This window comes from Noviherbaspirillum sp. (genome assembly GCF_035254685.1).
Classification (GTDB): Bacteria; Pseudomonadota; Gammaproteobacteria; order Burkholderiales; family Burkholderiaceae_D; genus Noviherbaspirillum.
The window spans coordinates 169433-193232 of the sequence record NZ_DATFAI010000052.1; the positions used below are offsets into that span (position 1 = coordinate 169433).

The window sequence follows — 23800 nt, forward strand, 5'->3', positions numbered from 1 at the left end:
CAATCCGGAAAGAATGCCTGTGCATTTCTTTGTATCACTGCTAAGGACAAAATGGCCGCGCAAAACAATGCACCATTGCCGGACGGACTCGAAATCGCTGGATACCGCATTGTAAAGAAGATTGCGTCCGGCGGGTTCAGTATTGTCTATCTGGCGTACGATGAGGATGGCAACGCCGTTGCGATCAAGGAATACCTCCCCAGCTCGCTGGTGTTGCGCCAGCCGGGCGAACTGGTTCCCGCGATTTCGGCAGAAAACCTGCCGGTCTTTCGAATCGGCTTGAAGTGCTTTTTCGAGGAAGGCAGGGCGCTTGCCCGCATTTCCCACCCGAACGTGGTCAGCGTCATCAATTTCTTCCGTGCCAACGACACCGTATACATGGTCATGGCCTATGAGTCTGGACGTTCCTTGCAGGATCATATCTTGCGGCGGCGAGACAAGGGCGAGCGGCCTCTAGTGTCGGAACGGTTCATCCGCAAAATGTTCAACCAGGTGATGAATGGCCTGCGCGAGGTGCATGCCAACAAGCTGCTGCACCTCGACCTGAAACCGGCCAACATTTACCTGCGCATGGACGGTACGCCGATCTTGCTCGATTTCGGCGCCGCACGGCAGACGCTCAAGACTGACATGCCGAAGCTGTACCCGATGTACACGCCCGGCTTCGCGCCGCCGGAACTGTATGCAAAGAACGGCAACCTCGGTCCATGGACGGACATTTACAGCATCGGCGCCTCGATGTTTGCCTGCATGGTTGGCGCGCCGCCGCAGCCGGCCGACCAGCGCAAGGCCAATGACAAGATGGATGATCATTTCCGCAAGCTCGAAGGCATGTATTCGCGCGAACTGATCCAGGTGATCCGCTGGGCGCTGCGCATCGAGCCGCTGGAGCGACCCCAAAGCGTGTTTGCGCTGCAGAAGGCCCTGCGAGAACCGGTGCCGGAGAAGAAGGAAGCAGACCTGGTGGAAAAGATGGCCAGCAAGCTGCGCGGCCTGTTCAGCGGCATTGGCAAACAGTCGCATTCCGGCAACACCACACTCCAGCAGAACACCGTTAATACTCGTTGAAACGGCTAGCGAATGCGATTTTCCGTCTATCAAGAAAGCCATATCGGCGGCCGCAGGAACAACCAGGACCGCATGGGCTACAGCTTCACGCGAGATGCGCTGCTGCTGGTGCTGGCCGACGGCATGGGTGGCCACATCCAGGGCGAAATGGCGGCGACGATTGCACTGCAGACCATCGGCTCGCTGTTCCAGCAGAATGCAAATCCTTATGTGAAGAAGCCGGAGAAATTTCTCGAAGAGAGCTTCTTCGCCGCGCATCGCGAGATCCATCGTTATCGCGCGATCAACAACCTGCCGGAAACGCCGCGTACCACGATCGTCGCCTGCCTCGTCCAGCATAACAACGCCTTTTGGGCGCATTGCGGCGATTCTCGCCTGTACTGGATGCGGCGTGGGCAGATCCTGGCGCGGACGCGCGACCATTCGCGCATCGAAACCCTGATCGCACAGGGCAAGGTCGATCCTTCGGAGCGCGACACACACCCGGAGCGCAACAAGTTGTTCAATTGCCTCGGCGCGCCGAACATGCCCATCGTCGAGCTGTCGCGTCGCGCCAGCCTGCAACCGGGTGACGTGATTCTGCTCTGTTCTGATGGTTTATGGTCGGTGCTGCCGGACCACGTCCTGGCGGACACTCTGGCAACGAACACCGTGGTACGCGCCGTGCCGGAACTGCTCGCCACCGCAACCGGTATTGCGGGCAAGAGCAGTGACAACGTGACCGCGCTGGCGATGATGTGGGAGGGGGCGACCACGTTGCAGGAGTCGCCCAACACGATCATGACCCATACCTTGCCGATCGGCAGCGTGACGACGACCATCCAGGCGCCGCGCCATGCCGATCTCGAGGGCGCCGATGTCTTCAACGACACCGAAATCGAGAAGGCGATCGAAGAGATCCGTGGCGCCATCGAAAAAACTTCCCGAGTAACTTCCAAAAATCAAGGCTAATCCATGCAGTCTGAAATCCGTCCGAGCGGGCGTCCCGCCGATGCCCTGCGTCCTGTCCGTCTGACGCGTCATTACACCAAGCACGCCGAAGGCTCGGTGCTGGTGGAGTTTGGCGATACCAAGGTGATCTGCACCGCGAGCATCGAAGAGAAAGTCCCGCCGTTCCTGAAAGGAAAAGGGCAGGGTTGGCTGACCGCAGAGTACGGCATGCTGCCGCGCTCCACGCACTCCCGTATGGACCGCGAAGCGGCCAAGGGCAAGCAGTCTGGCCGCACGCAGGAAATCCAGCGCCTGATTGGCCGCTCGCTGCGCGCCGCATTCGACCTCGAAGCCTTTGGCGAGCGCACTCTGCACCTCGATTGCGACGTGATCCAGGCCGACGGTGGCACTCGCACCGCCGCCATCACCGGCGCCATGGTCGCCGCCCATGATGCCTTCAGCAAACTGGTGCGCGACAACATCGTCACCGCGATTCCGCTCAAGCATTTTGTCGCAGCCATTTCCGTCGGCGTCTATCGCGGTGTGCCGGTGCTTGACCTCGACTACCTTGAAGATTCCGGCTGCGATACCGATATGAACGTGGTGATGACCGATGCCGGCCACTTTGTCGAAGTACAAGGCACCGCCGAAGGGGCGGCATTCGACCGCGCCACCATGAACAGACTGCTCGACCTCGCGCAACAAGGTATCTTCGAACTGATCAGCCTGCAGAAGACGACCTTGGGTTTGGTGAGCTGAACTGCAAGACCATTTTGTCCACGGAAAACACGAAAAACACGAAAACTCATCAATGTCTTGGACCTACACTATGAGAATTTTCCGTGTTTTTCGTGTTTTCCGTGGACATTCATATTGAACAAAAATCCCGTGGCCCAATAGACGCATAAGGCACAAAAATCCTGTCGTGGCGTATGTCGAAGCCCTTGCAAATTTTCGTGCTTTTCGTGTCTTTCGTGGACATCCTTCTTTTCAATGAACTCGCATGACTCAACGTCTCGTTCTCGCATCGAACAATGCCGGCAAGCTGAAGGAATTCGGCGAGATGCTGGCGCCTATTGGTTTTGAAATTCATGCACAGGGTGAATTCAATGTGCCTGAAGCAGAGGAGCCGCACCTGACTTTCGTGGAGAACGCGCTGGCCAAGGCGCGCCATGCCGCGCGCATCACCGGCTTGCCTGCGCTGGCGGACGATTCCGGCGTGTGTGCGAATGCGCTTGGCGGCGCGCCAGGTGTAATCTCGGCGCGTTATGCCGGTGAGCCGAAATCCGATGCGCGCAACAACGAAAAGCTCGTGGCGGACCTCGCCGCGCACCAGGACAAGTCGGCCTACTATTACTGCGTGCTGGTGTTCGTGCGCCACGCCGATGATCCGCGGCCGGTGATTGCCGAAGGCCGCTGGGACGGCGAAATCATTGCCGAGCCGCGCGGGCAGGGCGGCTTCGGCTACGACCCGTATTTCTGGTTGCCTGCGCAGGGCAAGACCGTCGCCGAGCTCTCGGCCGAGGAGAAGAACCGGCTGTCGCATCGCGGGCAAGCCTTGCGCGCATTGGTTGAAAAATTACGATGATTCCGATCAAACCCGTTACGCCGGGGAACGGCGCAAGCAGCACGAAGGACGCGCCGGCCGCATCCACAGACGTTGCTTCCGCCTTCCTGAAACCCGGCATGCTGCATCTGGGCGCCTTGCCACCCTTGGCGCTGTATGTGCATTTCCCGTGGTGCGTGCGCAAGTGCCCGTACTGCGATTTCAATTCACATGAAGTGACGGGTGGCTTCCCGGAGGAAGATTACCTCGCCGCGCTGCGCGCCGACCTCGAACAGGCGATGCCGCTCATCTGGGGCCGCCGAATCTACACGATATTCATCGGGGGCGGCACGCCGAGCCTCATGTCGGCCGCCGGCCTCGACCGGCTGCTGTCCGACATCCGCACCCTGCTGCCGCTTGACGGCGCAGTCGAGATCACGATGGAGGCGAATCCGGGCACCTTCGAGGCCGACAAGTTCAAGTCCTACCGCGAGAGCGGCGTGAACCGCCTTTCGATTGGCATCCAGAGTTTCAACATACGCCACCTGCAGGCGCTCGGCCGCATCCATGACGACAATGAAGCGCGCAAGGCCGTCGAGATCGCGCAGGCGAATTTCGACAACTTCAACCTCGACCTGATGTACGCGCTGCCGTCGCAGACGCTGGAAGAGGCACGCCGGGATGTGCAGGCCGCAATCGGTTTCACACCGCCGCACCTGTCACTCTACCACCTCACGCTGGAGCCGAACACCTATTTCGCCAAGCATCCACCCGTCGTACCGGACGACGACGCCAGCGCCGAGATGCAGGACATGATCGAGGAACTGACCGTTGCTGCCGGGTACGAGCACTACGAGGTATCAGCCTACGCGCAGCCGGGCAGGCAGGCGCGGCACAACCTGAATTACTGGCAGTTCGGGGATTACCTCGGCATCGGCGCCGGCGCGCATTCGAAGATTTCGTTTCCGCACCGGATCGTGCGGCAGATGCGCTACAAACAGCCGAAGGCCTACATGGAGCACGTCCAGGCCGGGCGGCCGGCGCAGGAAGAATTTGAAGTCGGGCGGAACGACCTTGGGTTTGAATTCATGCTCAATGCCCTGAGGCTGACCAATGGCTTCGAAGCCAACCTGTTCGCCGAACGCACTGGGCTGACGCTGAACGTGATCGAAAAGGCGCTCAACGCAGCGGAAGCGAAAGGCTTGCTCTATCGCGACTACAAGATCATCAAGCCGACGGAGCTGGGGCGCCGCTTTCTGAACGACCTGCAACAGATGTTCCTGAATTAATTTGCGCGCAGTGAGAGGGCAATCGCGCCCGACTTGGGTATAATGCGCACTGCACAAAACGGGCAGAGGGTGGATGCGCCCGCATCCAGGAGTCGTACCGCTGCCGCTTGTGTGATAATCCCGTGACCGGAGGTGTGGCCGAGTGGTTTAAGGCACTGGTCTTGAAAACCAGCGAAGGGGGAACCCTTCCGTGAGTTCGAATCTCACCGCCTCCGCCACCCACTGAGCATTCATGCGGTTTTTCCGCCGATTGCCTCTTCTGTCCCCCAAAATATCCCCATTTCAAAATTTTGCTGTCAGGTACTTGAGCGACTGCACACCTCGTCAGTATGACGAAGTTTGCGTGTCCCTGACTTGAGCAGGAAGTGACCGCTCCATTCTCGCCGCTCGTCAGGAGCATAGATAATACAAATCCGGTCTTTGCCCTATACGCGGGTTATCAGCGCCAACGATAGGCAATACTATCGTGCTGTCCTTCCTTTTTCTGCATTCACATCAAGAAGTATTTGTTGCCTACTAGACACCAATCTTGGTGTTCGCTACTCTCAAAGTTTTGCTAATTAGCAATTTTGCCGAGGGGGCGCGGTGTTGGGGGAGAAATGCTAAGACAAATTCAAAGAATAAGAAACCTAGGGGTCTTTCGGAATTACACGGGATCGCAGGAAATTGACGCGTTTTCGGAAGTCAATATCATTTATGGTTGGAATTATTCCGGAAAAACAACGCTTTCTCGACTTTTCCAAATTTTGGAGAAGCGACAAGTAAATTCCGACTTTCCGAACGTTAAGTTTTCGATCGTTGACCAAGCCTCCACTGTAGTTACTGAACAGAATGTAACTTCTCTAAATCGAACCGTCCGTGTGTTTAATTCCGATTTCATCGAGAAAAATCTTTCATGGAACGGAGCGGCGTTCAATCCCATTCTTCTTCTTGGCGAAGATTCAATCGATGCCAAGAAAAAAAGCGCTGAGCTTCAACAGAAAGTGGCGCAGTGTCGCAGTGGGTACAAGCAAAAGCAGGAGCGCATGGTCGCGATTAAGACCGCTATCGGCAATGAAACAACGGAAACAGCGAGAAAAATCAAAACTGATCTCGCCCTTGTTGAGGCTTTCACAGCGGCGCATTTGAATAGTATTCTCACGCATTTCCCGGATAAACTCGATCAGTACAAAGTAGACTCTGCAGCTGTTCCTTCCCTTCTAAAACTCGCTCTCACCTCAGAAAGTGACAAGCTTGACCCGGTCTCAACGCTTCGCACTTCAGTTGGTCTTGACCTGCTTTCGTCGCGCGTAAGGATGCTAGTAGAAAAGACACCGGCATTTTCATCGACTATCGAATACTTGCAGCAAAACCCGATGGTGGCCGATTGGGTCGAAAGCGGTCTCAAGCTCCATGAACATTCGGACACCTGTGAGTTTTGCGGAAATAAGATTTCTGAGGAACGTTTGCAGAGGTTTCATGCACATTTCTCAAAGGATCTGAAAGACCACAAAAAGCAGATCGATAGCTTGAGGCGAGAAGTTGAAGAAGGAAAGTTAAATCTAAGTGAAATTAAACCGGCACAACTGTATCCACAGTTCCGAGATGAGCTGATCGGTGCAAACCAATCGATCGTTATAGCCCAAAAGGCCTACAACGATGAGTTAGAAAAGTTAGGCGATGTACTTCGAAAAAAATTGGCATCACCTTTTGTTGCTCATATGGTGCCCGATATTTTTGTCGAAAGAGAACACGACCTACTTGCGGCGATAAATCGGGTAAACGATCTTGTGGAAAAATCGAATGCCGTCAGTACGGATTTTTCTGAGAAAAAGCGGGAGGCGGTTCAAAAATTAAAACTCCATTTCGCGACAGAATTCTATCTTCAACACAAGTTAGAGTTGCGTTGGAAGGAAATCGCACGCTGCGACCGGCACTTGGGGCGCTATCGAGCACTTGGGATTCGAATCAAAGAAGAAGTCGCGACGCTTGAAGCGAAAATTAATTTAGCGCAGAAGGGGCGAGAAGAAATAAACGAGCGTATCTCAAATCTTCTCGGAAGCAAGTCGATTCAAATTGAAGTGGTGCAGGAATCAGGTGTTGATCGATTCAAGCTAATGCGAGGTGATCAAGACGCAAAAAATCTGAGTGAAGGGGAGAAAACAGCGATTGCGTTTGCCTTCTTCTTGACGAAGCTGAAGGAAGTGGAGAATCCGTCGGACACAATTGTGTTTATTGATGACCCAATTTCAAGCCTCGACAGTAATCATATTTTTCAAGTGAATGCGCTGATTCGAGACGTATTTTTTTTTCAAGACCCGTCACAGAATAATTTTTGGAAAGCAAAATACAAACAGCTTTTTGTCTCTACGCATAATTTTGAGTTTTTCTCGCTACTGAAAGGGCTACCGCGTAACAAGCAAACTCGGTTTTTTCACGTTCGACGCTTGTCGCCTCACGAGTCGACGTTCGTAAATCTTCCTCGGGCAATTGAGAAATATTCGTCAGAATATCACTATCTTTTCAGCATAATATATGCTTTCCACCAAAGCCGAGACAAGACTGACCTCCCAACTCTAATGTCGATACCAAATGCGGTACGGCGCTTTCTCGAACTCTATACTTATGCAAAAATTCCGATGGACTCCAAGTCGAGAATTGACGAGCGAGCAATAGCTTTGTTTGGGGCCGAAAAATCGGGCCGAATTATGAAAGTGCTTCATTATTTCAGCCATCTCGCCGACATTGAGCGATTGTCTAAGAATACAGATCTGATCTGTGACATAGAAAACGTCGTGACTGAGCTCATGCAGCATCTTGAGAAAGATACATTGCATTTCGAGGCGCTAAAGCAAGCAATCTAATTGCAATAACATCGCAATTGAAAACCTATTTCGCGTCTAGGCATAATTTTTCTTTTGAGAGTTTGTGACATGAAAATGGTGAATTTCAAAAAACAGCAGATTAGCTATCGCCTCTTGACGACTTAAGCATTAAAGCGAGGAACGGATTGTCTTGGCTTCGCTCAGGCTTTACGTCAACGGACATGCGACCAAGAGGTGTAAGGCCAAAGCTTGCTAGTAGCTTCATTGCATGGCTGCGTTGCTCGCTAATTGCGCGAAGCAATGGATTGCCTTTGCGACCCCCGTCAGCGGTCGGTAACGTATAACCTTCGTCGCGTACGGCATCAGACAACTCGGCAATTGTCGCTAACGCATCGCACAGCAATTCCATTGCACGAAGATCGGCATGTGTGAAGGTCCCGATTGCCATTGCCGCAGGAACAATACGATTCCACTCGTCCTGTGCGCGGCTTGATAGATGCAGAGGAGGAGCGGGAGTAACTGACAATGGCGCTACAACTTGGTGGTTTGACTTTCGACCACGCTTCGCATGTCCGACGGATGAAAATTCGCTCATGTATCCCCCTGAAAAAATGGTTGGGAATCTGAAATAAAAAAATTTGGTTGGGGCGACGGTCCCATACAAAATTCGCCAAACTTTTCTCCCCCCCGGTGGTAACTTTATTTAGCTATCTCCCGTGCAGTCATTGCTCGTCTTATGCATTGCCGTAACCTCCCGTCTGAACCACACGAGCGTGGTTGGAATACTTAGCAGGCTTTGCTTGTAGCGTTGATTCATGATTCGCTCGTATTGTGCTTCTGAGAATCCGGACCGAGTGCAGAATTCCCCGATAAGAACATCAAGTTCTTTTATCATTGCCAACCATTCTTCGGTCGGGCGACGCGGAACGGAGGTGGCTGCTAGTAAAGTAGCCTCCGCAATTCCCATTCCATCGACGGTCATAAACTCGGTAATAAGCGCTGCTTTTTCGTGTTCGTTCTGATCGTCTGCAACTATTTGCGCGCCTGTGACACGAACTAAGCCCGCTTGGTTGCAGTGCTGTTGCGCTACTAGTTGCGCCCGCAACTCCCGTATAGAAAGGTGTTTTCGAGGGGTTTGAGCATGTGCAGTTGCATAGCAAGTTGCATCAAACGCTTGAGTTGCATGGTTGCGTTCCCTAGGTGACGCAACCATGCAACTTTTTTGTTCGTGGCTCATTTCGACGCTCCTTTTGCAAGGCCAAGTTCATGCGCCTTGTGTAGATGGCGAGATACGCTCGATTTGTGGATGTTGAGTTCAATTCCAATTTCTGATTGACTCAAACCTTCATTGGCAAGTGCAACGACGCGTTCAAAAGTCGACTGCGTAAGTTTGGTAGTTGCCCATGTTTGGTTGCCGTTCGCATCAGTAACTAGTTTGGCCTCGAACGGTTCCACGTCTTCGCCGAACAACTCCCGTGCCTTCTCAAAGTGGACCTCGAATTTCGCGCCCTCATCCGGAACATAGTCGGCCGGTCTTTTTAAGTTGATGACGGTATCGAGAATATCCTCTTTCTTTGACGTTCCTCTCTGCGCTCCGCCTTTGCCGCTGTGATGAATGAACAGAACAGAACGACCCTCTCGCCGCATCATCTGAGCCCATTCTCCGATTTCGTTCCAATACTCTGCATCGTTTTCACGGCAGCCTGATCTTGCAAGGGTAGATAGGTTATCGACGATGATTAGATCGGCATGTTCGGTCAGCGGGTATATGGCGTCCTGACCCTGAAGCGTCGCGAGGTCAGGCATGGCGCCGTCCTGTAAATCAGGCGTTAGAAGCTTGAAATTGTCAGGATCAAAATCAATGACAGGATTGTTGACAATTAGGGTTTTGAGACGGGATTGCATCGTTATACCCGGCATTTCTCCATCAAGATAAAGGACCCGCCTTGGCTCAGTTGCTTTCCAACCCAAGAATATGCCGCCGCTCGCTACCGCGTATCCGATACCAAGCGCAACATGCGTTTTGCCGACGCCACGCCATGCGTAAAGCATAGCTAGGCTTTGAGTCAGTAGCCACGGGGCCAACATGCGTTCACGAGGCTTTAACGGGGTCTGTATTAGTTCGGAAATGTTAAGCGCACGATATGGCATCAGCGATGAAAAACCGGGTGCACGTTCAAGCGTCGCGCGGGCAGCTCTTGCTTGCGCACTCTCGACTTCAATTTCAAATTCATTGCTGAGAAACGTATCCATTTGTTCCCCCTAGCTTTAGATAGGCAACCTTCCCGTAGTCGCGATCAATTACTTGCAGCCGCTTCGGCCTTGCCGCGTATAGGGAGCCGCACAGTAGGCGCAATACTGAGTATTTGATGTGATAGCCATCAAATAGCAGCACGACATCTAGGCCCGCTACAGAAAAACACTCCGTGTCCGTTGGTAGGTGGCCGGGATCGATGGATAGGGCATTGCGCTTCGGCGGACGAAATCCGAGGCCCAACCAAATCAATTCATTTACAGGCATGAATTGTTTTCTCCGGATCGCCATTAAGGGAGCTAGTCCGGAATATTCCGGTTTCGCCTTTCGCGATAAAGTCGCGGGCCTGTTCGAGTTCGTAGGCGCACCCATTGGATTATTCCTTTGTGGATTCCGGCATACGGGTTGACCTTACGCAACTCGCAATCCATTCATCGATATCGTCGGAAAGCCACGCAACCGACCGAGGTCCGGTTTGGATCGGGGAGGGGAATAATCCCTTTTTGATTTCCGAATAGATCGTCGAACGAGACTTGCCGGTACGGTCGATGACCGCACGCATCTTCAGGAAGGCGGAGTTTTTTGGATCAAACATGCTGTGTCCCCCATGATTGAGCTAATGAATCCGATACGACCTATTGGTATCGGATCTGACACAGGCAGTATGGTCCGTGGGGAGACGTTCGTCACATGGGGGAAACTGTACCGACTTTTTTGATGAGCCTTGCGATATCGCGAGGGTCAGGCGTCGCGGTGGGATAGGTGTTGTTCACATCCTCTGCTAGCCCGATCAACAGACAGATCCATCGAAGACAAGGGGAAGGAGTTTTCAAAACGCTATGAATTGAGATTGCGCATTTCTTCTTGCCAAGAAGAATCCAAAGTCGCATGGCCCACGGAATTACTAGCAGTCGGAGTGATTCTTTCGACGGGCGTCCGCCGATGTTCTCGCCGTAGCTTTGTGCATCGAGCCATTGAATCGCCAACAGGGCCAATTCGCGAATTTCGGCCGCTGATTTTGGAGAAAGGCCTTGTAGCGGCTCGCCGTCGCGATACCGCTTAATCATCACTTGTCGCTCGATTTCAGCAATGGCCGAACCTGAATTCTGAAATGCGGCGATCAGTTCTTGATCATTCTTGATCCGCGCTAGCGCAGACAATGTCTTTCTGATATCGCCTGCCTTCGGCAATGACAACTGTTCGGTAAAGAGATTTCGAAAATTGGATAGCCCGCCCTCGATCATCGACACGAATTCGATTGGCAGGGGCATTCCGGCTAACAATTCGAGCTCTTCCCGGTCGGCCGGGTCGAGATCGATTTGTTCAATAATCATGCCGACGCTATTCCCCTCTTGCTCAAAGATCCGCTTGCCCCGCATTTTCCGCTCCGTGGATTATTGTTAATATTCGGACATCTTGGCGACTTGGGCATGAGCGGTCCGGATTGCCGCTCACATATTTTTAAATTTGGTGAATTCCTAAACCACCTCCGTGTTTTGCACTTGTTCCGCCCGTTTCTTTTGTTTCTGTGTGCAGTGCGTTGCCCACTTGTCCATTAGCTGCTTGCGTTTGTCAAAAAGATCACTTCTAAAATATGCTGCTTCTGTCTCGTCCCTGCCTCCGGTGTGGGCGAGAGCCGCTTCGCACACCGATCGGTCAAATGATGTTTTATCGGCGGCCCAATCACGAAACGAGGATCGGAACCCATGCATCGTGAATTCGTAGCCCAAGCGACGTAATAACATCGTAAAAGTCATATCGCTATATGGTTTTCCTTTTTCGCTAGGGAAGATCAATAAAGGATCTTTCCCTTCTTGGGCCCTCAGAATTTCTATTGCACGCGGTGAGAGCGGAATCCGATGCTCCTTTTTCGCCTTCATCTTTGACGCCGGGATAATTCGGCGCTTCCCGTCGAAATCAATTTCTGACCAATCGGCGTTTCGCACTTCACCCGACCGCGCTGCAGTGAGAACAGTAAACTCAAAAGCATTCTTTACCGATTCGGATGCGGTTGAATTCCTGACCGCTTGGAGAACCCCGTAAACCTCGGTATAGGGACAGGCTGCGAAGTGCGAGGTGGTCTTTACTTCGTTCGGTTTGGGAAGGGCACGGCTTATTTGATCCCACATTTGGGCATCGTTCTCATGCCGGTAGTCGCGTGCCGCTGCCCATTCAAGGACGGCGCGAATACGCTGTCGAAGGCGAGTGGCAGTTTCCGTCTTGGTCGACCATATTGGTTCGAGGGCGCGGAGAATGTTGGCCTTCGAAACCTCAGATACATCCATCTTGCCAAACACCGGGAAGGCATAGGCGGTAAGCGTATTAATCCATTGGTCGGCGTGCTTACGGTTCTTCCACTTGGCCGCGTGGAGTTTGTGATATTCGAGTGCACACTCCTCGAAGGTTCGGCGTTGTTCGACGGCTTGGCGGGCTTTCTGTTGTTCCGCATTGCGATGCTCAATAGGGTCGATGCCGTCGCTGCATTGCTGTCGGCACTTGCGTGCGCGTTCGCGGGCTTCTGCTAATGAAAAGGTAGACAGGGATCCGAGGCCCATCTCGCGGGGACGCTTATTGAACGAGTAAACGAATACCCAAGACTTACTGCCGCTCGCTGAGACTCGCAGATACAATCCGCCGCCGTCATGATAGTGACCGCGTTTGTTTAAGGCCTTGATGCCAACGGCTGAAAGCCGGTTAAGCGAGCGGCTGCCCACAATTTGTCCCCCAAAGTGCTGCTAGCTGTTATCGTAATGCTTTGCACTACTTTGGACAACAAAAAATAGAAATATCTTTAAAAACAATGATTTGGATTTAGTTGTTGGACCGCCTTAGACCTGCTTGGACACGGGTTATAACTTCACCGCCTCCGCCAGTTCAAGAATCTCCAGCATTCAACAGCAGTGTTACCCTAGTTGACCGCATTGCCGGAAGTTGATTCCTTTTTCGCCTGTGCATCGGTGGCCTTGAGCGCGACCCGTTCGGTGATGCTCTTTTGCGCAAGAGTTTCGGTGAGGAAGGAAGTGGCGCGCACCAGCAGGTCGCGTGCGACTTCTTCGAGGGGGGAGCCGCTGATGCTGGCATGGCTTCCGCCCAGACCGATGCCCGCCCAGCCTGCGGCCGACATGCCGAAACCGGAACGTTCGTTGTTGGCCTGGAAGGTTTTGGAAGCGACGATCTTCGCTTTCTTGATGTCGACCACGCGAATGTCGATGTTCATGTGCACCTTGCTTTTCTTGTAGTCGACCGAACCGGCCAGCAGGCGGATCGGTCCGGGCAGAAAGGCCAGGCCGCCCAGGCCGGTAGAACTTTGTTCGAACCCGAGCGAGGTGATCGAACCGGTGACCATGTAGTCGGCCGCTTCGGCTTCGACTTTCTTTCCGACCAGTGCAAGCTCCTTGTTGAGTTCTTCGAGCGCCGCGCGTTCCTGCACTTCAAAGCAGCCGGTTTGTGTGAGTGCCGTGGCGAGCATGTCGGTCATGCCGGTACCGACGCCAGTGTACTTCGGTTGTGCCACGTTGCTGCCACTACCGCTGAGGTGATCCCACCAACGGTACTGGCGGGGGTCCTGCTGACCGGCTCCGGATGAGCAGTCGGCGGACTTGCATTTGAATTCGGTGAACATGACTTTGACGGCCGGGGCCTTGCAGGTAGGGACGGCGATTTCGCGTTCGAAGACTTCGCTGGTCTGCGCCAGGCAGGCGGGTGCGGCAAGCAGGGCAAGGCAAACAGGGTGAAACTTCATGGAGACCTCTCATTGTGATGGGGGAATTTCTGTGTGGGTGGTGCCTGGGGGCAGGCCACTCAACAGCATTGATCGCGGAACTGCAATTAGCGCGCAGGCCGGCGAGGGGCAGACGCTATGGCATCCAAATCATTGTCTAAATGGTAACAGAAATTACCAAAACGACAATTATTTTGTGGCTTGATAATATGTTCGGCGAACCGGCAAAACTGACTGGCATGGCCCCGGAATTTGCCGGCAGATCGTCTGGACAGCGCTTTTCCATCATGCTTCGTGCCGGCGGCGCGGGATGGGACTTCATTGAAGGTGCGTGCATTCTCGTCAGTAGGACGAAGTTTGAGTACCCATGACTTGAGCAGGAAGTGACCGCTCCATTCTCGCCACTCGTCAGGAGCATATTCGGCACTATTGCTGCGGGCACATCTATGCTTTTCTCACAGACCAGGTCTGGACGTAGACAGGGGGCGTCTCGGAGACCACAGGCAGCAAGGATGCACGGAAAGTCGCGGTGCGTCGAAGCGAAGGCACCGATTATCGTAACTACTCTTCATAGTTGACTTGAGTCAACGATACCCGGGTCGGGCATTGTTGGGGAAAAATTGCCTTGTTAGTGTAATGGTTATTCGTGCGCGGCACCAGCCAGTGCACCGATGTCATTCTCCTATGCGAAGAGGACAAGGCCATGGAACTAAGTCGCAGGAAGTTCATGCAAGGTGTCGGTGCGCTGGGCGGGGCGGCAGCCGCTTCGGCGTTTAGCTTTCCCACCATCGCCGACGCGGCGAAAAACGCGAAGAATGGCAGTGCTGCGGAGGCTGCCGTCGAGATCCGCAAGGTCAAGTCAGGCTGCGCGATCTGCCCGAATTTTTGCGGCATCGAGGCGACCGTCGTCAACGGCATCATTCGCACCATCTACCCCGATACGGCGCGCGCCGAATTCTACAACCACGGTATCTGCCCGAAGGGCGCCTCGGGCATGTTCAATACCTACGACCCGTACCGGCTGAAAAAGCCGCTGCGCCGGACCAATCCGAAGAAGGGGCCAGGCGAAGATCCTCGCTGGGTCGAAATCAGCTGGGATGAAGCATTCAACACCATAGCCGAACGTCTCAAGAAGCTGCGTGCGGAAGACCCGCGCAAGCTGATCTGGCAGCATGGCCAGGGCAAATACCTGATCCAGGAGCAGTATTGCCAGGCATGGACCAAGGCTTTCGGGACGCCGAACATGGTGCACCGGACGACCGCCTGCGAAGCGGCGCGGCACGTCGCGGACGAATTGACCTGGGCCGGCGGAGGCATTCTGCCGGACCTCAAGTACTCCAAGCTGCTGCTCAACTTCGGCGCGAACTACTATGAGGGCGAGCAAACTTCGCGCTGGCTCGACTGGCAGACCATGCAGAGTATCGAGAGTAACGGGCTCAAGACCATCGTTGTCGAGCCGCGGCTATCGGGCGTGGCGGGCAAGGCGCACGAGTGGGTGCCGGTGCGTCCCGGCAAGGACGTGGTGATGATCCTCGCCATGGCCAAGGTGATGATCGATGCCGGTACCATCGATGAGCCTTTCCTGGTCGACTTCACGAATGCGCCGCAATTGGTCGATGCGTCAGGCACCATCCTCAAGGACAAGGATGGCAAGACGCCTCTGGTGTGGGACACCGTCTCGGGCAGCGCCAAACCTTATCTGCAGGGTGTCAAGCCGGCCTTGAAGGGCGCATACAACGTCGACGGCAAGCCGTGCCGCACCGCGTTCCAGGTGCTGGCGGACAGCATCGCCGACATTACGCCGGAATACGCGCAAGAAGTGGCGGACGTGCCTGCAGCGACGATTACGCGTCTTGCGCAGACCTTTGCGAAGGAAGCGCGGATCGGCGAAACCATCGTGATAGACGGGCAGACGCTCCGCTACCGGCCGGCCGTGCTGTATTCCTTCCGCGGCCTCGCGGCGAAGGAACATGGCGTGCAGGGCTGGCGCACCGGCCTGATCCTGAACATGCTGGTCGGGAACATCGACGCCGTGGGCGGGTTGATGCTTGGCGGCGCCTACGGACGTCCGCAGTACTTCGACGTCAGCAAGTGCGAATACCCACCCAGCCGTGCCGACCTCGCGCAAAGCGTGTTCTTCCCGTATTCCAACCACCACATCGCGCAGACGCCGAATCTCGTGGTGCAGGATCCACAGGCCTACGGACTGGCGTACCAGCCGGAGATGCAGATCTTCTATGGCACCAACCGGCCAGTCTCAATCCCGAATTCCTGGCAGCAGTTTGCGGGCCTGGCGAAGACCTACAACGTCGTGATCGATATCGTAATGAGCGAAAGCGCGTGGTATGCCGATATCGTGTTGCCGGACAAGACCTACCTCGAGTCCTGGCATTTCGCGCCGACGCGCGGCACTACCGACACGGGCCATATCGCGATCCGCCAGCCGATGGCGAACCCCTACAACCTCCAGCACGATGCGTTCAGCATCATGTGGGAACTCAGCAAGCGGGTCGGCTTCCGCGACCAGTTCGCCGAGCAATGCAACAAGTCCTGGGGGCTCAAGGAAGTGACCTTCAAGCCGGGCCGCGATTACACCACGCGCGAGGGCGTGGAAATCCTCTGGGCCGACAAGGCGAAGAAGGATTTTTCGGTGGCCATCGAGCAGGGTTTCGTCGGCAGCAGGAAGAGCGTCAAGAGCAAGTATCTTTCCGGTGCCGAGGACAAGTTCAAGGGCCCGGGCAAGGCCAAGATGAAGTTCTACGCGGACCAGCTGATCGACACGTATTACAAGGCCGAAGGCATTGTCAAAAAGAACAGTCTTGCGTCGTTTGAGCTGGCGAAACTGCGGATCGCTTATGCTCCCTTGCCGACCAGGGACCATGCGTTCCCGACGCCGCATCGCGAAGCGAAGGACTACCCGTTCTATGTCATCACGCACAAGCGCATGTACCGCAACCAGTCCGGCAACACAGTCAACAACGTGATCCTGAACCAGGCCATTGGCAAGGATGCAGCAACCAACTTTGTCCAGATCAATGCAGCGACGGCCGGCAAGCTCGGCATCAAGGGTGGCGATGCTGTGATGATCGAAACGCGCGTCGGAAAGATCAAGGGCACCGCGCAGGTCATACAGGGCATCCGCCCCGACACCATCGCCGTGTCCTACCACTATGGCCAATGGAGCCCCGGCTATGCGCCCGACGCGCATAACGGCACAGCGATCAACCAGGTGCTGGAACATCATCCCGACCTGATCTCCGGGCACAACTCGTTCAACGATACCAAGTGCAAGCTCTACAAGGCGTAAGGGAGAAGAAAATGGCCAAGTACGTTCGCGTGATCGATACCAGGAAGTGCATGGGCTGCCGCTCTTGCGTGGCGGCCTGCGCGGTGGAGAATCACTTCACTCCGGGCGCGCCATGGAGCGCAATGATGGAATATGAGGTTGGCACCTATCCCCAGGTGAAGAAGATCTATACACCGATGGGCTGCATGCACTGCGAGCATCCCGCTTGCAAGGCAGCCTGTGACCATATCGGCAGGAAGGCGATCAGCACAAATGCGTTCGGCGCCGTGATCATCGACTACGACAAGTGCAACGGCTGCGGCTATTGCGCATCCGTTTGTCCCTATGGCGTACCGCAGATCAACAGGTCGCTGAAGCCGCTGCGCCCCGGGAAGGGGCCGGTTGGATCAGAAGCATTGCCCGCCGACGTGCGTCACCCGACGCATCGTAAGCAGGCCAACACTGCCGAAAAATGCACCTTGTGCAGCCACAAGCTTGAAAAGGCCGTGGCGGACGGCAAGGCCGATCGCATCGGCAAGGATCAGGCATACACGCCGACCTGCGATCTGGTCTGCCCGGTACAGGCGCGTGTATTTGGCGACCTGGACGATCCAAACAGTGAGGTATCGAAGCGCATCAAGGAAGGCAGCGCGGTGCAGCTGAAGAAGGAATTCAACACATCGCCGCAGGTGTACTACATTCTCGATGAGGGAGCTTCGTCATGAAATCCGTACTGACCTTCCTGCTTTGCATGGCGAGTGCGGCAGTTTTGCACGACGCCATCGCGGCTGACACGGCATCGAAGCAGGGCTCCGCAAAACCGGCCGCAAGCGGCAAGTACTCCATGGCCGAAAAAGGGTCCTTCCACAAGATCCACGCACGCAAGGCCAAGACCGATTGCGAGGATTGCCATAGCAAGGAACCCTTCGCCGACAACGTGTTGTTGGTGAAGCGCGACAAGCCCCTCGCGAAAGGTTCGCCCGGCCCGGTCGACCCGAAGGAATGCTATGAATGCCATCGGCAGAAAAGCAATAAGCTCCCGGTCTACGCGCCGCATTGAACATGCTTGAGAACGATGACCTTAGCGCCCTGGCACAAGTGCGCAGCCAGGGATACTGGTTGCTGTCGCGGTTGTTCCTGACAGTGCCGAACGCGCAGAATCTGCGTGCACTACAGGCGGAGCTTGCTGGTACCAATGCAGACAACCCGCTTGATGCGTTGCGCCGTGCGGTTGAGGAATCCTTGCGCGCACCGGACGAGGCAGCGGTGGAATTCACCCGCCGCCTCGTCGTCGTGAGCAAGTCGGACGGAGAGAGCCTGCCGTACGAGTCGTTTTTCCGGGAAGGCACGGTTCCCGGAGCGAAGACGGCGGAGGTGGCGGCCTGCATGGCGGATTGCGGCTTTTTCAATATTGCGCCGGATGCGCCGTCGCCCGACCATATCGGCGCGGAGCTGAGGTTCATGGCCTTGCTGAGCTGCGAGGAGAGCCAGGCGTGGAAGCAGGACCGGCGGGCCGAGGCAATGCGCCTGGTCGCCGCCCAGCATTCGTTTCTGAACGGACACCTTGCTGCATGGGCTATCGATTACTGCGAAGCGCTCGAATCCCGTGCAGAGCATTCCTACATGAAGCTGGTCGCACGCATGGCAGGGCTGTGCTTGTTGGAAGACGTGGCGATTGTCGAAGAGAATTTCCGCGAGCTGAGCGGGGCAATCGGCGTGGCGGTCGACCAGGAGCCTGTGCGGTAGAAGACGCAGGGCCAGAGCCGTCGCCGCTGGCGCCACCGCGTCGCCGGGTAATGCCGTTTTCCCGGCGGGTAGGGCCTGCGGATTGCTGCCGTGCAGACCCTGGGGCAATCCGATCAAACGGGTGGCGTGGAACCAGCGCGTGCTTCATACCAGCCCTTGCTGAAACGACCACCTTCACCTCCGACAGCATCACCGGCACATCGATCAGTACCTTGACCACCGTTGCCATATCGTTCCTGCAATGCACTTGCCTTGTCTGCAATCAAATTTTGAAGGAAAACAGCGTGTCTGCGTAGTTCTTCTTAGCCAAATCAACTCAGTGCGGAATCGCCACTAGACGCGTCTGTATATTGTGCTGCGGCAATTTTTCGCCTATTCTCCGTGTTAATCGGGGCGTGCGAAACAAAAATTCCCGCACGCCGCCTGTCCCGCACGGCGAATCGCCGTCACACAAGCTACCTGCACTATGTCAACAGGAAACAGAATGGTCCGACACCGCCAGGGTGCCGGATTCGGTCTCGCGCTGCCTCTGCTGGCGAACCTGATCGCTATCGGACGGCGCGTCCTCCAGTCCGCGCCAGCCAAGTGACGAACCGCACGATGCAGAAGAATACAGCGGACGCCCGGCGCGGAAGGGCGCGATGGCTTGCATGGGGATTCCTCATCGCGGGCCTGATTGCGTCGACGGTGGTGTACTGGGAGGGACGGCGCCTGGTCGAGCAGGAGATGGCATCGCAGCTTGATGTACGGGCACGCGACGTGAAGCACAACCTGGAGCGCCAGCTCGATGCCTACGCGGAAGCGCTGTACGCGATGCAGAAGGAGGTGTCGGAAGAGCCTGCGCTGGAGCGTGCCGTGTTCCGGCATGAGGTGAGCCAGCTCCGGCTGAAGGACAGGATGCCCGCCGTGCAGGCCATCGGGTTCAGCCCGCGCGTGGCATTGCACGATCGAGCCGCATTTGGACGCAGGCTGCGCAAGGACTTTGCGAATGACGGACTGGGACGCGCGGAACTATTGCATCCCGCCCTTACTCCGGAGGCCTCGGATTCCTATGTGGTTCAGTATATCGAGCCGCTCGCCCGCAATCACGAAGGCGTCGGCTTCGACCAGTCGAGCGAGCCGCATCGGCTCGCGGCGATTGAGCGTGCCCGCGATAGTAGCGACTGGACGGCGAGCGAGCGCATCCGCCTGTTCGTGACGCCCGGCGATGTGGACGGCGTCGTGTTTTTTGCGCCGGTCTATCGCGGCGCGGCGCCGCAGACGCTGGAGGCACGGCGCGCGTCGTTCCGCGGAGTCGTGTTCCTGGCGATCCGCGTGGATGAAATGCTGCGCAACGTGTTCGGGCCGAAGCTGCTGGAGGACCTGGATATCGAGATTGTCGACGGACCAGTTGACGAGCTTGCCGTGAGAGGTGCGCGGGCACCGGCATTGATCTTCGACAGCAATCCCTACCAATTCGTGCCGACAGGCAGCGCGATTGACCTTCATGCTCCGATGCGCCGCGAGATCGGCCTCACGTTCGGCGGCCGTGAATGGCATCTCCACCTGACCGTACGTTCGGGTTTCCTGAAGGGCTCACAGATCTGGCTGCCGCCGCTCGCTGCATTGGCCGGCGTGCTCATGAGCTTCCTTGCATTTTTCTTCATGCGTGCGCAGAACTTTGCGCGCCAGGCATCCGAAGCGCGCGAGCGCGAAGCGTTCCGCTCCTTGCATTCGAAGGAAAGGCAGCTCGACGGCATCCTGGAGTCGATCGACGAGGTGCTCTGGGCCTTTGACATGCCGGACCGCAAGCTGAGCTATGTGAGCCCGGCGGTGGAGCGGCTGTATGGTTATCCGGCCCAGGCTTTTTACGACGACCAGCGCCTGTGGCTGGAGTGCGTGCACCCGGAAGACCGCAAGCAGGTGGTCCGGTTCTCGCGCGCAATCGTGGACATCGGCTGGGCGACGCTGCAATACAGAATCGTGCGGCCGGATGGCGAAATCCGCTGGATGCACTATGACGCGCGCTATGTGCGCGGAGGCGAAGCGGGTACGGGCCGCATCGACGGCCTGGGGCGCGACATCACGGAGGCGCGCCGGATGGAGAAGTCGCTGATGCGCAGCAACCGGGCCTTGCGCGCGATCCATGCATGCGATGCCGAGATCGCCACGGCTACCGATGAAAGCACGCTGCTCAAGGGCATTTGCGAAGTCGTGGTGCGCGAGGGCTACCGCATGGCATGGTCGGGGCTGCTGAACGGTGACGGCAGCGTCGCGCTGGCGGGCATCGCCGGCGAACATGCGGGCTACATGGAGTGCATCGAAGAGTCGTTGCGCGAAGGTGTGCATGAACAGGAAGGTGTCGGCACTATCGGCGTGGCGCTGCGCACGCTCAGGCCGGTCATCCAGAACAACATCGTCAGGGATCCGCGCATGGCGCCGTGGCGCGAACAGGCCTTGCGCCGCGGTTTCAATTCCAAGATTGCCTTGCCGATGTTCCGCGACGACAAGGCGGTTGGCGTGCTGAACGTGTATGCGACCGAGTCCGACGCCTTCGATGCGGATGAGGTCGAGTTGCTGACCGGACTGGCGGGCGCGGTAACGGTCGCGATTCAGTTCCTGAGGCATCGCAGCGGCCAGCGTGCTGCCGAGGCTGCGTTCCGCTTGCGCGAGCGCGCCATCGAAGCCAGCACCAACGGCATCGTCATCGCCAGCGCCAAGGGGGATCATCCGGTCGAATATGTGAACCCGGCCTTCGAGCGCATGACGGGCTATGCGGCGGAGGAGATCATCGGACGAAACTTGCGCATCCTGCATGGCGACGACGGCGACCAGCCGGGGCTGGACGAGCTGCGCGAGATCCTGGCCATGCAGCGTGCCGGCCAGGTGACGATACGCAATTACCGCAAGGACGGTTCGATGTTCTGGACCGATATTCATATCGCTCCGGTGCGCGACGAGGAGGGCAATGTCACGCACTTCGTCGCGTCCAAGTACGACGTCACGATGACCAAGCGCTACGAGGCGGAGCTCGAATACCAGGCCAGCCGCGATCCGCTCACGGCGCTGGTGAATCGCAACCTGCTGCGCGACCGGCTTGACCAGGCGCTTGCGCAGGCGGCGCGTTACGGGACGTCGGTCTGGGTGGCGTTCATCGATCTCGACCGCTTCAAGTTCGTCAACGACACGCTTGGTCACCAGGCGGGCGACATGCTGCTCAAGCAGGTATCGGAACGCATGCTGTCCGCCGTGCGCCATTCCGACACGGTGGCGCGCCTCGGCGGCGACGAATTCGTGTTGGTCCTGCCGGAGCATACCGACGAAGTGCTCGACACAAGTGTCATCCAGCGCGTGATGGATGCCATCGCGCCGCCGTTTGTCATCGGCGGGCACGAATTCTTCCTGACCTGCAGCATCGGCATCGCCTCCTATCCGAACGACGGCAAGGATGCGGAAACACTGATCAAGCATGCGGACATTGCGATGTATCGCGCCAAGGAAGTCGGACGCGACAACTTCCAGTTCTACACTGCGTCGATGAATGAAAAGGCATTGGAGCGGCTGCGACTGGAAGGGGACTTGCGCAATGCCGTTGAACGCGGCGAATTCATCTTGCACTATCAGCCGCAGGTCGACCTGTACACCGGTGAAATGATCGGCATGGAGGCGCTGATCCGCTGGCAGCACCCGGAACTCGGCATGGTGCCGCCGGATCGCTTCATCAGCCTGGCGGAAGAGATCGGCCTGATCGTACCGATCGGCGCGTGGGTGTTGCGCACTGCATGCACGCAGAATCGCGCTTGGCAGCGCGCCGGACTCGGCAAGCTGCGCGTGGCAGTCAACCTGTCGGCGCGTCAGTTCGCCGAGCGCGACCTGGTACAGACCATCGCGGCCGTACTGGAGGAAACCGGGCTGGAGCCGCAGTATCTCGACATCGAACTGACGGAAAGCCTGGTCATGACCGACGTCGAGTTTACGACCAGCGTGCTGCGTGAACTCAAGGCCTTGGGAGTGCATCTGTCGATCGACGATTTTGGCACCGGTTATTCCAGCCTGTCTTACCTGAAGCGTTTCCCCATCGACATGCTGAAGATCGACCGCTCATTCGTGCGCGACATCACGCTCGACGCCGACGATGCCGCCATCGTGCAATCCATCATTTCGCTGGCGCATGGTTTGCGGCTGAAGGTGATCGCCGAAGGCGTGGAAACCGAGGAGCAGCTGGAGCACTTGTGGCTGCATGGCTGTGATCAGATGCAAGGCTACTACTTCAGCCGGCCGCTTGCGGCCGATGCATTTGAAACACTCCTGAAGGAAGGCAAGAGCCTGCAGGCTGGCACGGCGCGCAGGGATCAATCCTGATCTACATGTTGATGAAGTGATGCGTGCCGACGTGCGCTAGTGTTTCGAGGACTAGCCGCTGGATGACGTGACGGGTTACGAAGCGCAGCCTTCGTAACCCGTGCGTCTTCAAGCTGAAGCAATGAGAGCCCACCTGGCCGTCAACAGCCATACGCTCGATCCGGGATCGGGCGGCTAACCGAGGATTGCCTGATCAGGCGGCGTCGCGCGACGCCTTGACCAATGCTTCCCACCATGACAGCACAGCCTGCGCCGTGCACGGCAGTGCGGTGAATTCGCCGCCGGTGAAGGCAGACCATTGCGGCAGGAAACGTTCCGGTACGGGAATGACGACCGGAATGCCAACAGTGATGGCGAGCGCCACCTCGTCGTGCATGCCTTTGCCTTCCGCTTCCTGCGCGCCGTACTTGTTGAAGACAACGAGTTCGGGGCCATTGTCGATGGCTTTCCTGACGATCGACGCCGCTTCGGCCAGCGCCGACGCGTCCAGGCGGCAGCCGAGGGAGCCGCTGCCGAGGTTCTGTGAAATTGCCATGCGGCAGCCGGAGGGCAGCAGTTCCAGTTCCATGTTGCAGGGGCCGCTCGCATGCTGGATCGCGCCGGCAACCGCGACGCCACGCGCGTGAAGCTGGCGCGCGGCGTCTTCGAGGATCGGTGCCGGGTCGATCTCGGGCGGGTAGATGAGGGCAGCCAGTTGGTGTTGTGTCATGGCATCAGTCGAAGATGGAGCGCCGCGCGCAGCGCGATGTGCCGGGGAATCACGAGTTGCATTATATGTCCGGATGATTCCTGCGTTCCTTGATGTGGCTGCATGT

General features: G+C 56.7%; 20 protein-coding genes and 1 tRNA gene. 13 read left to right on the forward strand and 8 right to left on the reverse strand.

The window, feature by feature from the left end:
• Positions 1-51: 51 nt before the first annotated feature.
• The 7 genes from VJ698_RS23090 to VJ698_RS23120 all read left to right on the forward strand — a co-directional run bounded on the left by VJ698_RS23090 (position 52) and on the right by VJ698_RS23120 (position 7676).
• On the forward strand, positions 52-1068 hold the full coding sequence (locus VJ698_RS23090) for a serine/threonine-protein kinase (protein WP_324105167.1): 1017 nt from the start codon (positions 52-54) through the stop codon (positions 1066-1068).
• A 12-nt stretch (positions 1069-1080) separates the two neighbouring features.
• On the forward strand, positions 1081-2019 hold the full coding sequence (locus VJ698_RS23095; RefSeq protein ID WP_324105168.1) for a PP2C family serine/threonine-protein phosphatase: 939 nt from the start codon (positions 1081-1083) through the stop codon (positions 2017-2019).
• Positions 2020-2022: 3 nt separating this feature from the next.
• A complete protein-coding gene (gene rph / locus VJ698_RS23100) occupies positions 2023-2757 on the forward strand; it encodes a ribonuclease PH (RefSeq protein WP_324105169.1) in 735 nt (244 codons plus the stop codon).
• Positions 2758-3001: 244 nt separating this feature from the next.
• Positions 3002-3586 carry an RdgB/HAM1 family non-canonical purine NTP pyrophosphatase gene (rdgB, locus tag VJ698_RS23105; protein WP_324105170.1) on the forward strand — a complete coding sequence of 195 codons (585 nt, stop codon included), beginning with the start codon at positions 3002-3004 and terminating at the stop codon, positions 3584-3586.
• A complete protein-coding gene (gene hemW, locus VJ698_RS23110) occupies positions 3583-4833 on the forward strand; it encodes a radical SAM family heme chaperone HemW (protein WP_324105171.1) in 1251 nt (416 codons plus the stop codon). The genes rdgB and hemW overlap by 4 nt, the downstream gene beginning before the upstream one ends.
• 128 nt (positions 4834-4961) lie before the next feature.
• A tRNA-Ser gene (locus VJ698_RS23115) sits at positions 4962-5051 on the forward strand.
• Positions 5052-5432: 381 nt separating this feature from the next.
• The gene (locus VJ698_RS23120) at positions 5433-7676 is read left to right on the forward strand and encodes an AAA family ATPase (RefSeq protein ID WP_324105172.1); all 2244 of its coding nucleotides are present in this window, start codon (positions 5433-5435) and stop codon (positions 7674-7676) included.
• 100 nt (positions 7677-7776) lie between these two features.
• On the opposite strand, the gene VJ698_RS23125 is transcribed toward VJ698_RS23120, so the two are convergent.
• The 7 genes from VJ698_RS23125 to VJ698_RS23155 all read right to left on the reverse strand — a co-directional run bounded on the left by VJ698_RS23125 (position 7777) and on the right by VJ698_RS23155 (position 13633).
• Positions 7777-8232: a phage terminase small subunit P27 family gene (locus VJ698_RS23125; protein WP_324105173.1), complete on the reverse strand. Its 456-nt coding sequence runs from the start codon at positions 8230-8232 to the stop codon at positions 7777-7779.
• A 108-nt stretch (positions 8233-8340) separates the two neighbouring features.
• Positions 8341-8874 carry a hypothetical protein gene (locus VJ698_RS23130; protein WP_324105174.1) on the reverse strand — a complete coding sequence of 178 codons (534 nt, stop codon included), beginning with the start codon at positions 8872-8874 and terminating at the stop codon, positions 8341-8343.
• The gene (locus tag VJ698_RS23135) at positions 8871-9890 is read right to left on the reverse strand and encodes an AAA family ATPase (protein WP_324105175.1); all 1020 of its coding nucleotides are present in this window, start codon (positions 9888-9890) and stop codon (positions 8871-8873) included. The genes VJ698_RS23130 and VJ698_RS23135 overlap by 4 nt, the downstream gene beginning before the upstream one ends.
• Positions 9891-10267: 377 nt before the next feature.
• Complete coding sequence (locus VJ698_RS23140) at positions 10268-10486, reverse strand: AlpA family transcriptional regulator (RefSeq protein ID WP_324105176.1); 219 nt, start codon at positions 10484-10486, stop codon at positions 10268-10270.
• A 91-nt stretch (positions 10487-10577) separates the two neighbouring features.
• Positions 10578-11270, reverse strand: a complete 693-nt coding sequence (locus VJ698_RS23145) for a hypothetical protein (RefSeq protein ID WP_324105177.1) — start codon at positions 11268-11270, stop codon at positions 10578-10580.
• Positions 11271-11369: 99 nt separating this feature from the next.
• Entirely contained in the window at positions 11370-12605 is a 1236-nt protein-coding gene (locus VJ698_RS23150; protein WP_324105178.1) for a tyrosine-type recombinase/integrase, read from the reverse strand.
• A gap of 194 nt (positions 12606-12799) precedes the next feature.
• Positions 12800-13633: a CsgG/HfaB family protein gene (locus tag VJ698_RS23155; protein ID WP_324105179.1), complete on the reverse strand. Its 834-nt coding sequence runs from the start codon at positions 13631-13633 to the stop codon at positions 12800-12802.
• A gap of 140 nt (positions 13634-13773) precedes the next feature.
• Between VJ698_RS23155 and VJ698_RS23160 the strand changes: the two genes are divergently transcribed.
• The 6 genes from VJ698_RS23160 (at position 13774) to VJ698_RS23185 (ending at position 22985) form a co-directional block, all read left to right on the forward strand.
• A complete protein-coding gene (locus VJ698_RS23160) occupies positions 13774-13983 on the forward strand; it encodes a hypothetical protein (RefSeq protein WP_324105180.1) in 210 nt (69 codons plus the stop codon).
• Between the two features lie 332 nt (positions 13984-14315).
• Positions 14316-16919, forward strand: a complete 2604-nt coding sequence (locus tag VJ698_RS23165; RefSeq protein ID WP_324105181.1) for a molybdopterin-containing oxidoreductase family protein — start codon at positions 14316-14318, stop codon at positions 16917-16919.
• An 11-nt stretch (positions 16920-16930) separates the two neighbouring features.
• On the forward strand, positions 16931-17623 hold the full coding sequence (locus VJ698_RS23170; RefSeq protein ID WP_324105182.1) for a 4Fe-4S dicluster domain-containing protein: 693 nt from the start codon (positions 16931-16933) through the stop codon (positions 17621-17623).
• Positions 17620-17958, forward strand: a complete 339-nt coding sequence (locus tag VJ698_RS23175; RefSeq protein ID WP_324105183.1) for a hypothetical protein — start codon at positions 17620-17622, stop codon at positions 17956-17958. Before VJ698_RS23170 ends, VJ698_RS23175 begins: the two co-directional genes overlap by 4 nt.
• 2 nt (positions 17959-17960) lie before the next feature.
• Complete coding sequence (locus VJ698_RS23180) at positions 17961-18644, forward strand: molecular chaperone TorD family protein (protein WP_324105184.1); 684 nt, start codon at positions 17961-17963, stop codon at positions 18642-18644.
• 600 nt (positions 18645-19244) lie between these two features.
• Positions 19245-22985, forward strand: a complete 3741-nt coding sequence (locus VJ698_RS23185; protein WP_324105185.1) for a bifunctional diguanylate cyclase/phosphodiesterase — start codon at positions 19245-19247, stop codon at positions 22983-22985.
• A gap of 193 nt (positions 22986-23178) precedes the next feature.
• On the opposite strand, the gene VJ698_RS23190 is transcribed toward VJ698_RS23185, so the two are convergent.
• A complete protein-coding gene (locus VJ698_RS23190; RefSeq protein ID WP_324105186.1) occupies positions 23179-23694 on the reverse strand; it encodes a DUF2478 domain-containing protein in 516 nt (171 codons plus the stop codon).
• Positions 23695-23800 lie beyond the last annotated feature (106 nt).

Coding starts and splice junctions, on each gene's coding strand:
- VJ698_RS23090 (WP_324105167.1), top strand. CDS start 52: ATGGCCGCGCAAAACAATGCACCATTGCCGGACGGACTCGAAATCGCT.
- VJ698_RS23095 (WP_324105168.1), top strand. CDS start 1,081: ATGCGATTTTCCGTCTATCAAGAAAGCCATATCGGCGGCCGCAGGAAC.
- rph (WP_324105169.1), top strand. CDS start 2,023: ATGCAGTCTGAAATCCGTCCGAGCGGGCGTCCCGCCGATGCCCTGCGT.
- rdgB (WP_324105170.1), top strand. CDS start 3,002: ATGACTCAACGTCTCGTTCTCGCATCGAACAATGCCGGCAAGCTGAAG.
- hemW (WP_324105171.1), top strand. CDS start 3,583: ATGATTCCGATCAAACCCGTTACGCCGGGGAACGGCGCAAGCAGCACG.
- VJ698_RS23120 (WP_324105172.1), top strand. CDS start 5,433: ATGCTAAGACAAATTCAAAGAATAAGAAACCTAGGGGTCTTTCGGAAT.
- VJ698_RS23125 (WP_324105173.1), bottom strand. CDS start 8,232: ATGAGCGAATTTTCATCCGTCGGACATGCGAAGCGTGGTCGAAAGTCA.
- VJ698_RS23130 (WP_324105174.1), bottom strand. CDS start 8,874: ATGAGCCACGAACAAAAAAGTTGCATGGTTGCGTCACCTAGGGAACGC.
- VJ698_RS23135 (WP_324105175.1), bottom strand. CDS start 9,890: ATGGATACGTTTCTCAGCAATGAATTTGAAATTGAAGTCGAGAGTGCG.
- VJ698_RS23140 (WP_324105176.1), bottom strand. CDS start 10,486: ATGTTTGATCCAAAAAACTCCGCCTTCCTGAAGATGCGTGCGGTCATC.
- VJ698_RS23145 (WP_324105177.1), bottom strand. CDS start 11,270: ATGCGGGGCAAGCGGATCTTTGAGCAAGAGGGGAATAGCGTCGGCATG.
- VJ698_RS23155 (WP_324105179.1), bottom strand. CDS start 13,633: ATGAAGTTTCACCCTGTTTGCCTTGCCCTGCTTGCCGCACCCGCCTGC.
- VJ698_RS23160 (WP_324105180.1), top strand. CDS start 13,774: ATGGTAACAGAAATTACCAAAACGACAATTATTTTGTGGCTTGATAAT.
- VJ698_RS23165 (WP_324105181.1), top strand. CDS start 14,316: ATGGAACTAAGTCGCAGGAAGTTCATGCAAGGTGTCGGTGCGCTGGGC.
- VJ698_RS23170 (WP_324105182.1), top strand. CDS start 16,931: ATGGCCAAGTACGTTCGCGTGATCGATACCAGGAAGTGCATGGGCTGC.
- VJ698_RS23175 (WP_324105183.1), top strand. CDS start 17,620: ATGAAATCCGTACTGACCTTCCTGCTTTGCATGGCGAGTGCGGCAGTT.
- VJ698_RS23180 (WP_324105184.1), top strand. CDS start 17,961: ATGCTTGAGAACGATGACCTTAGCGCCCTGGCACAAGTGCGCAGCCAG.
- VJ698_RS23185 (WP_324105185.1), top strand. CDS start 19,245: ATGCAGAAGAATACAGCGGACGCCCGGCGCGGAAGGGCGCGATGGCTT.
- VJ698_RS23190 (WP_324105186.1), bottom strand. CDS start 23,694: ATGACACAACACCAACTGGCTGCCCTCATCTACCCGCCCGAGATCGAC.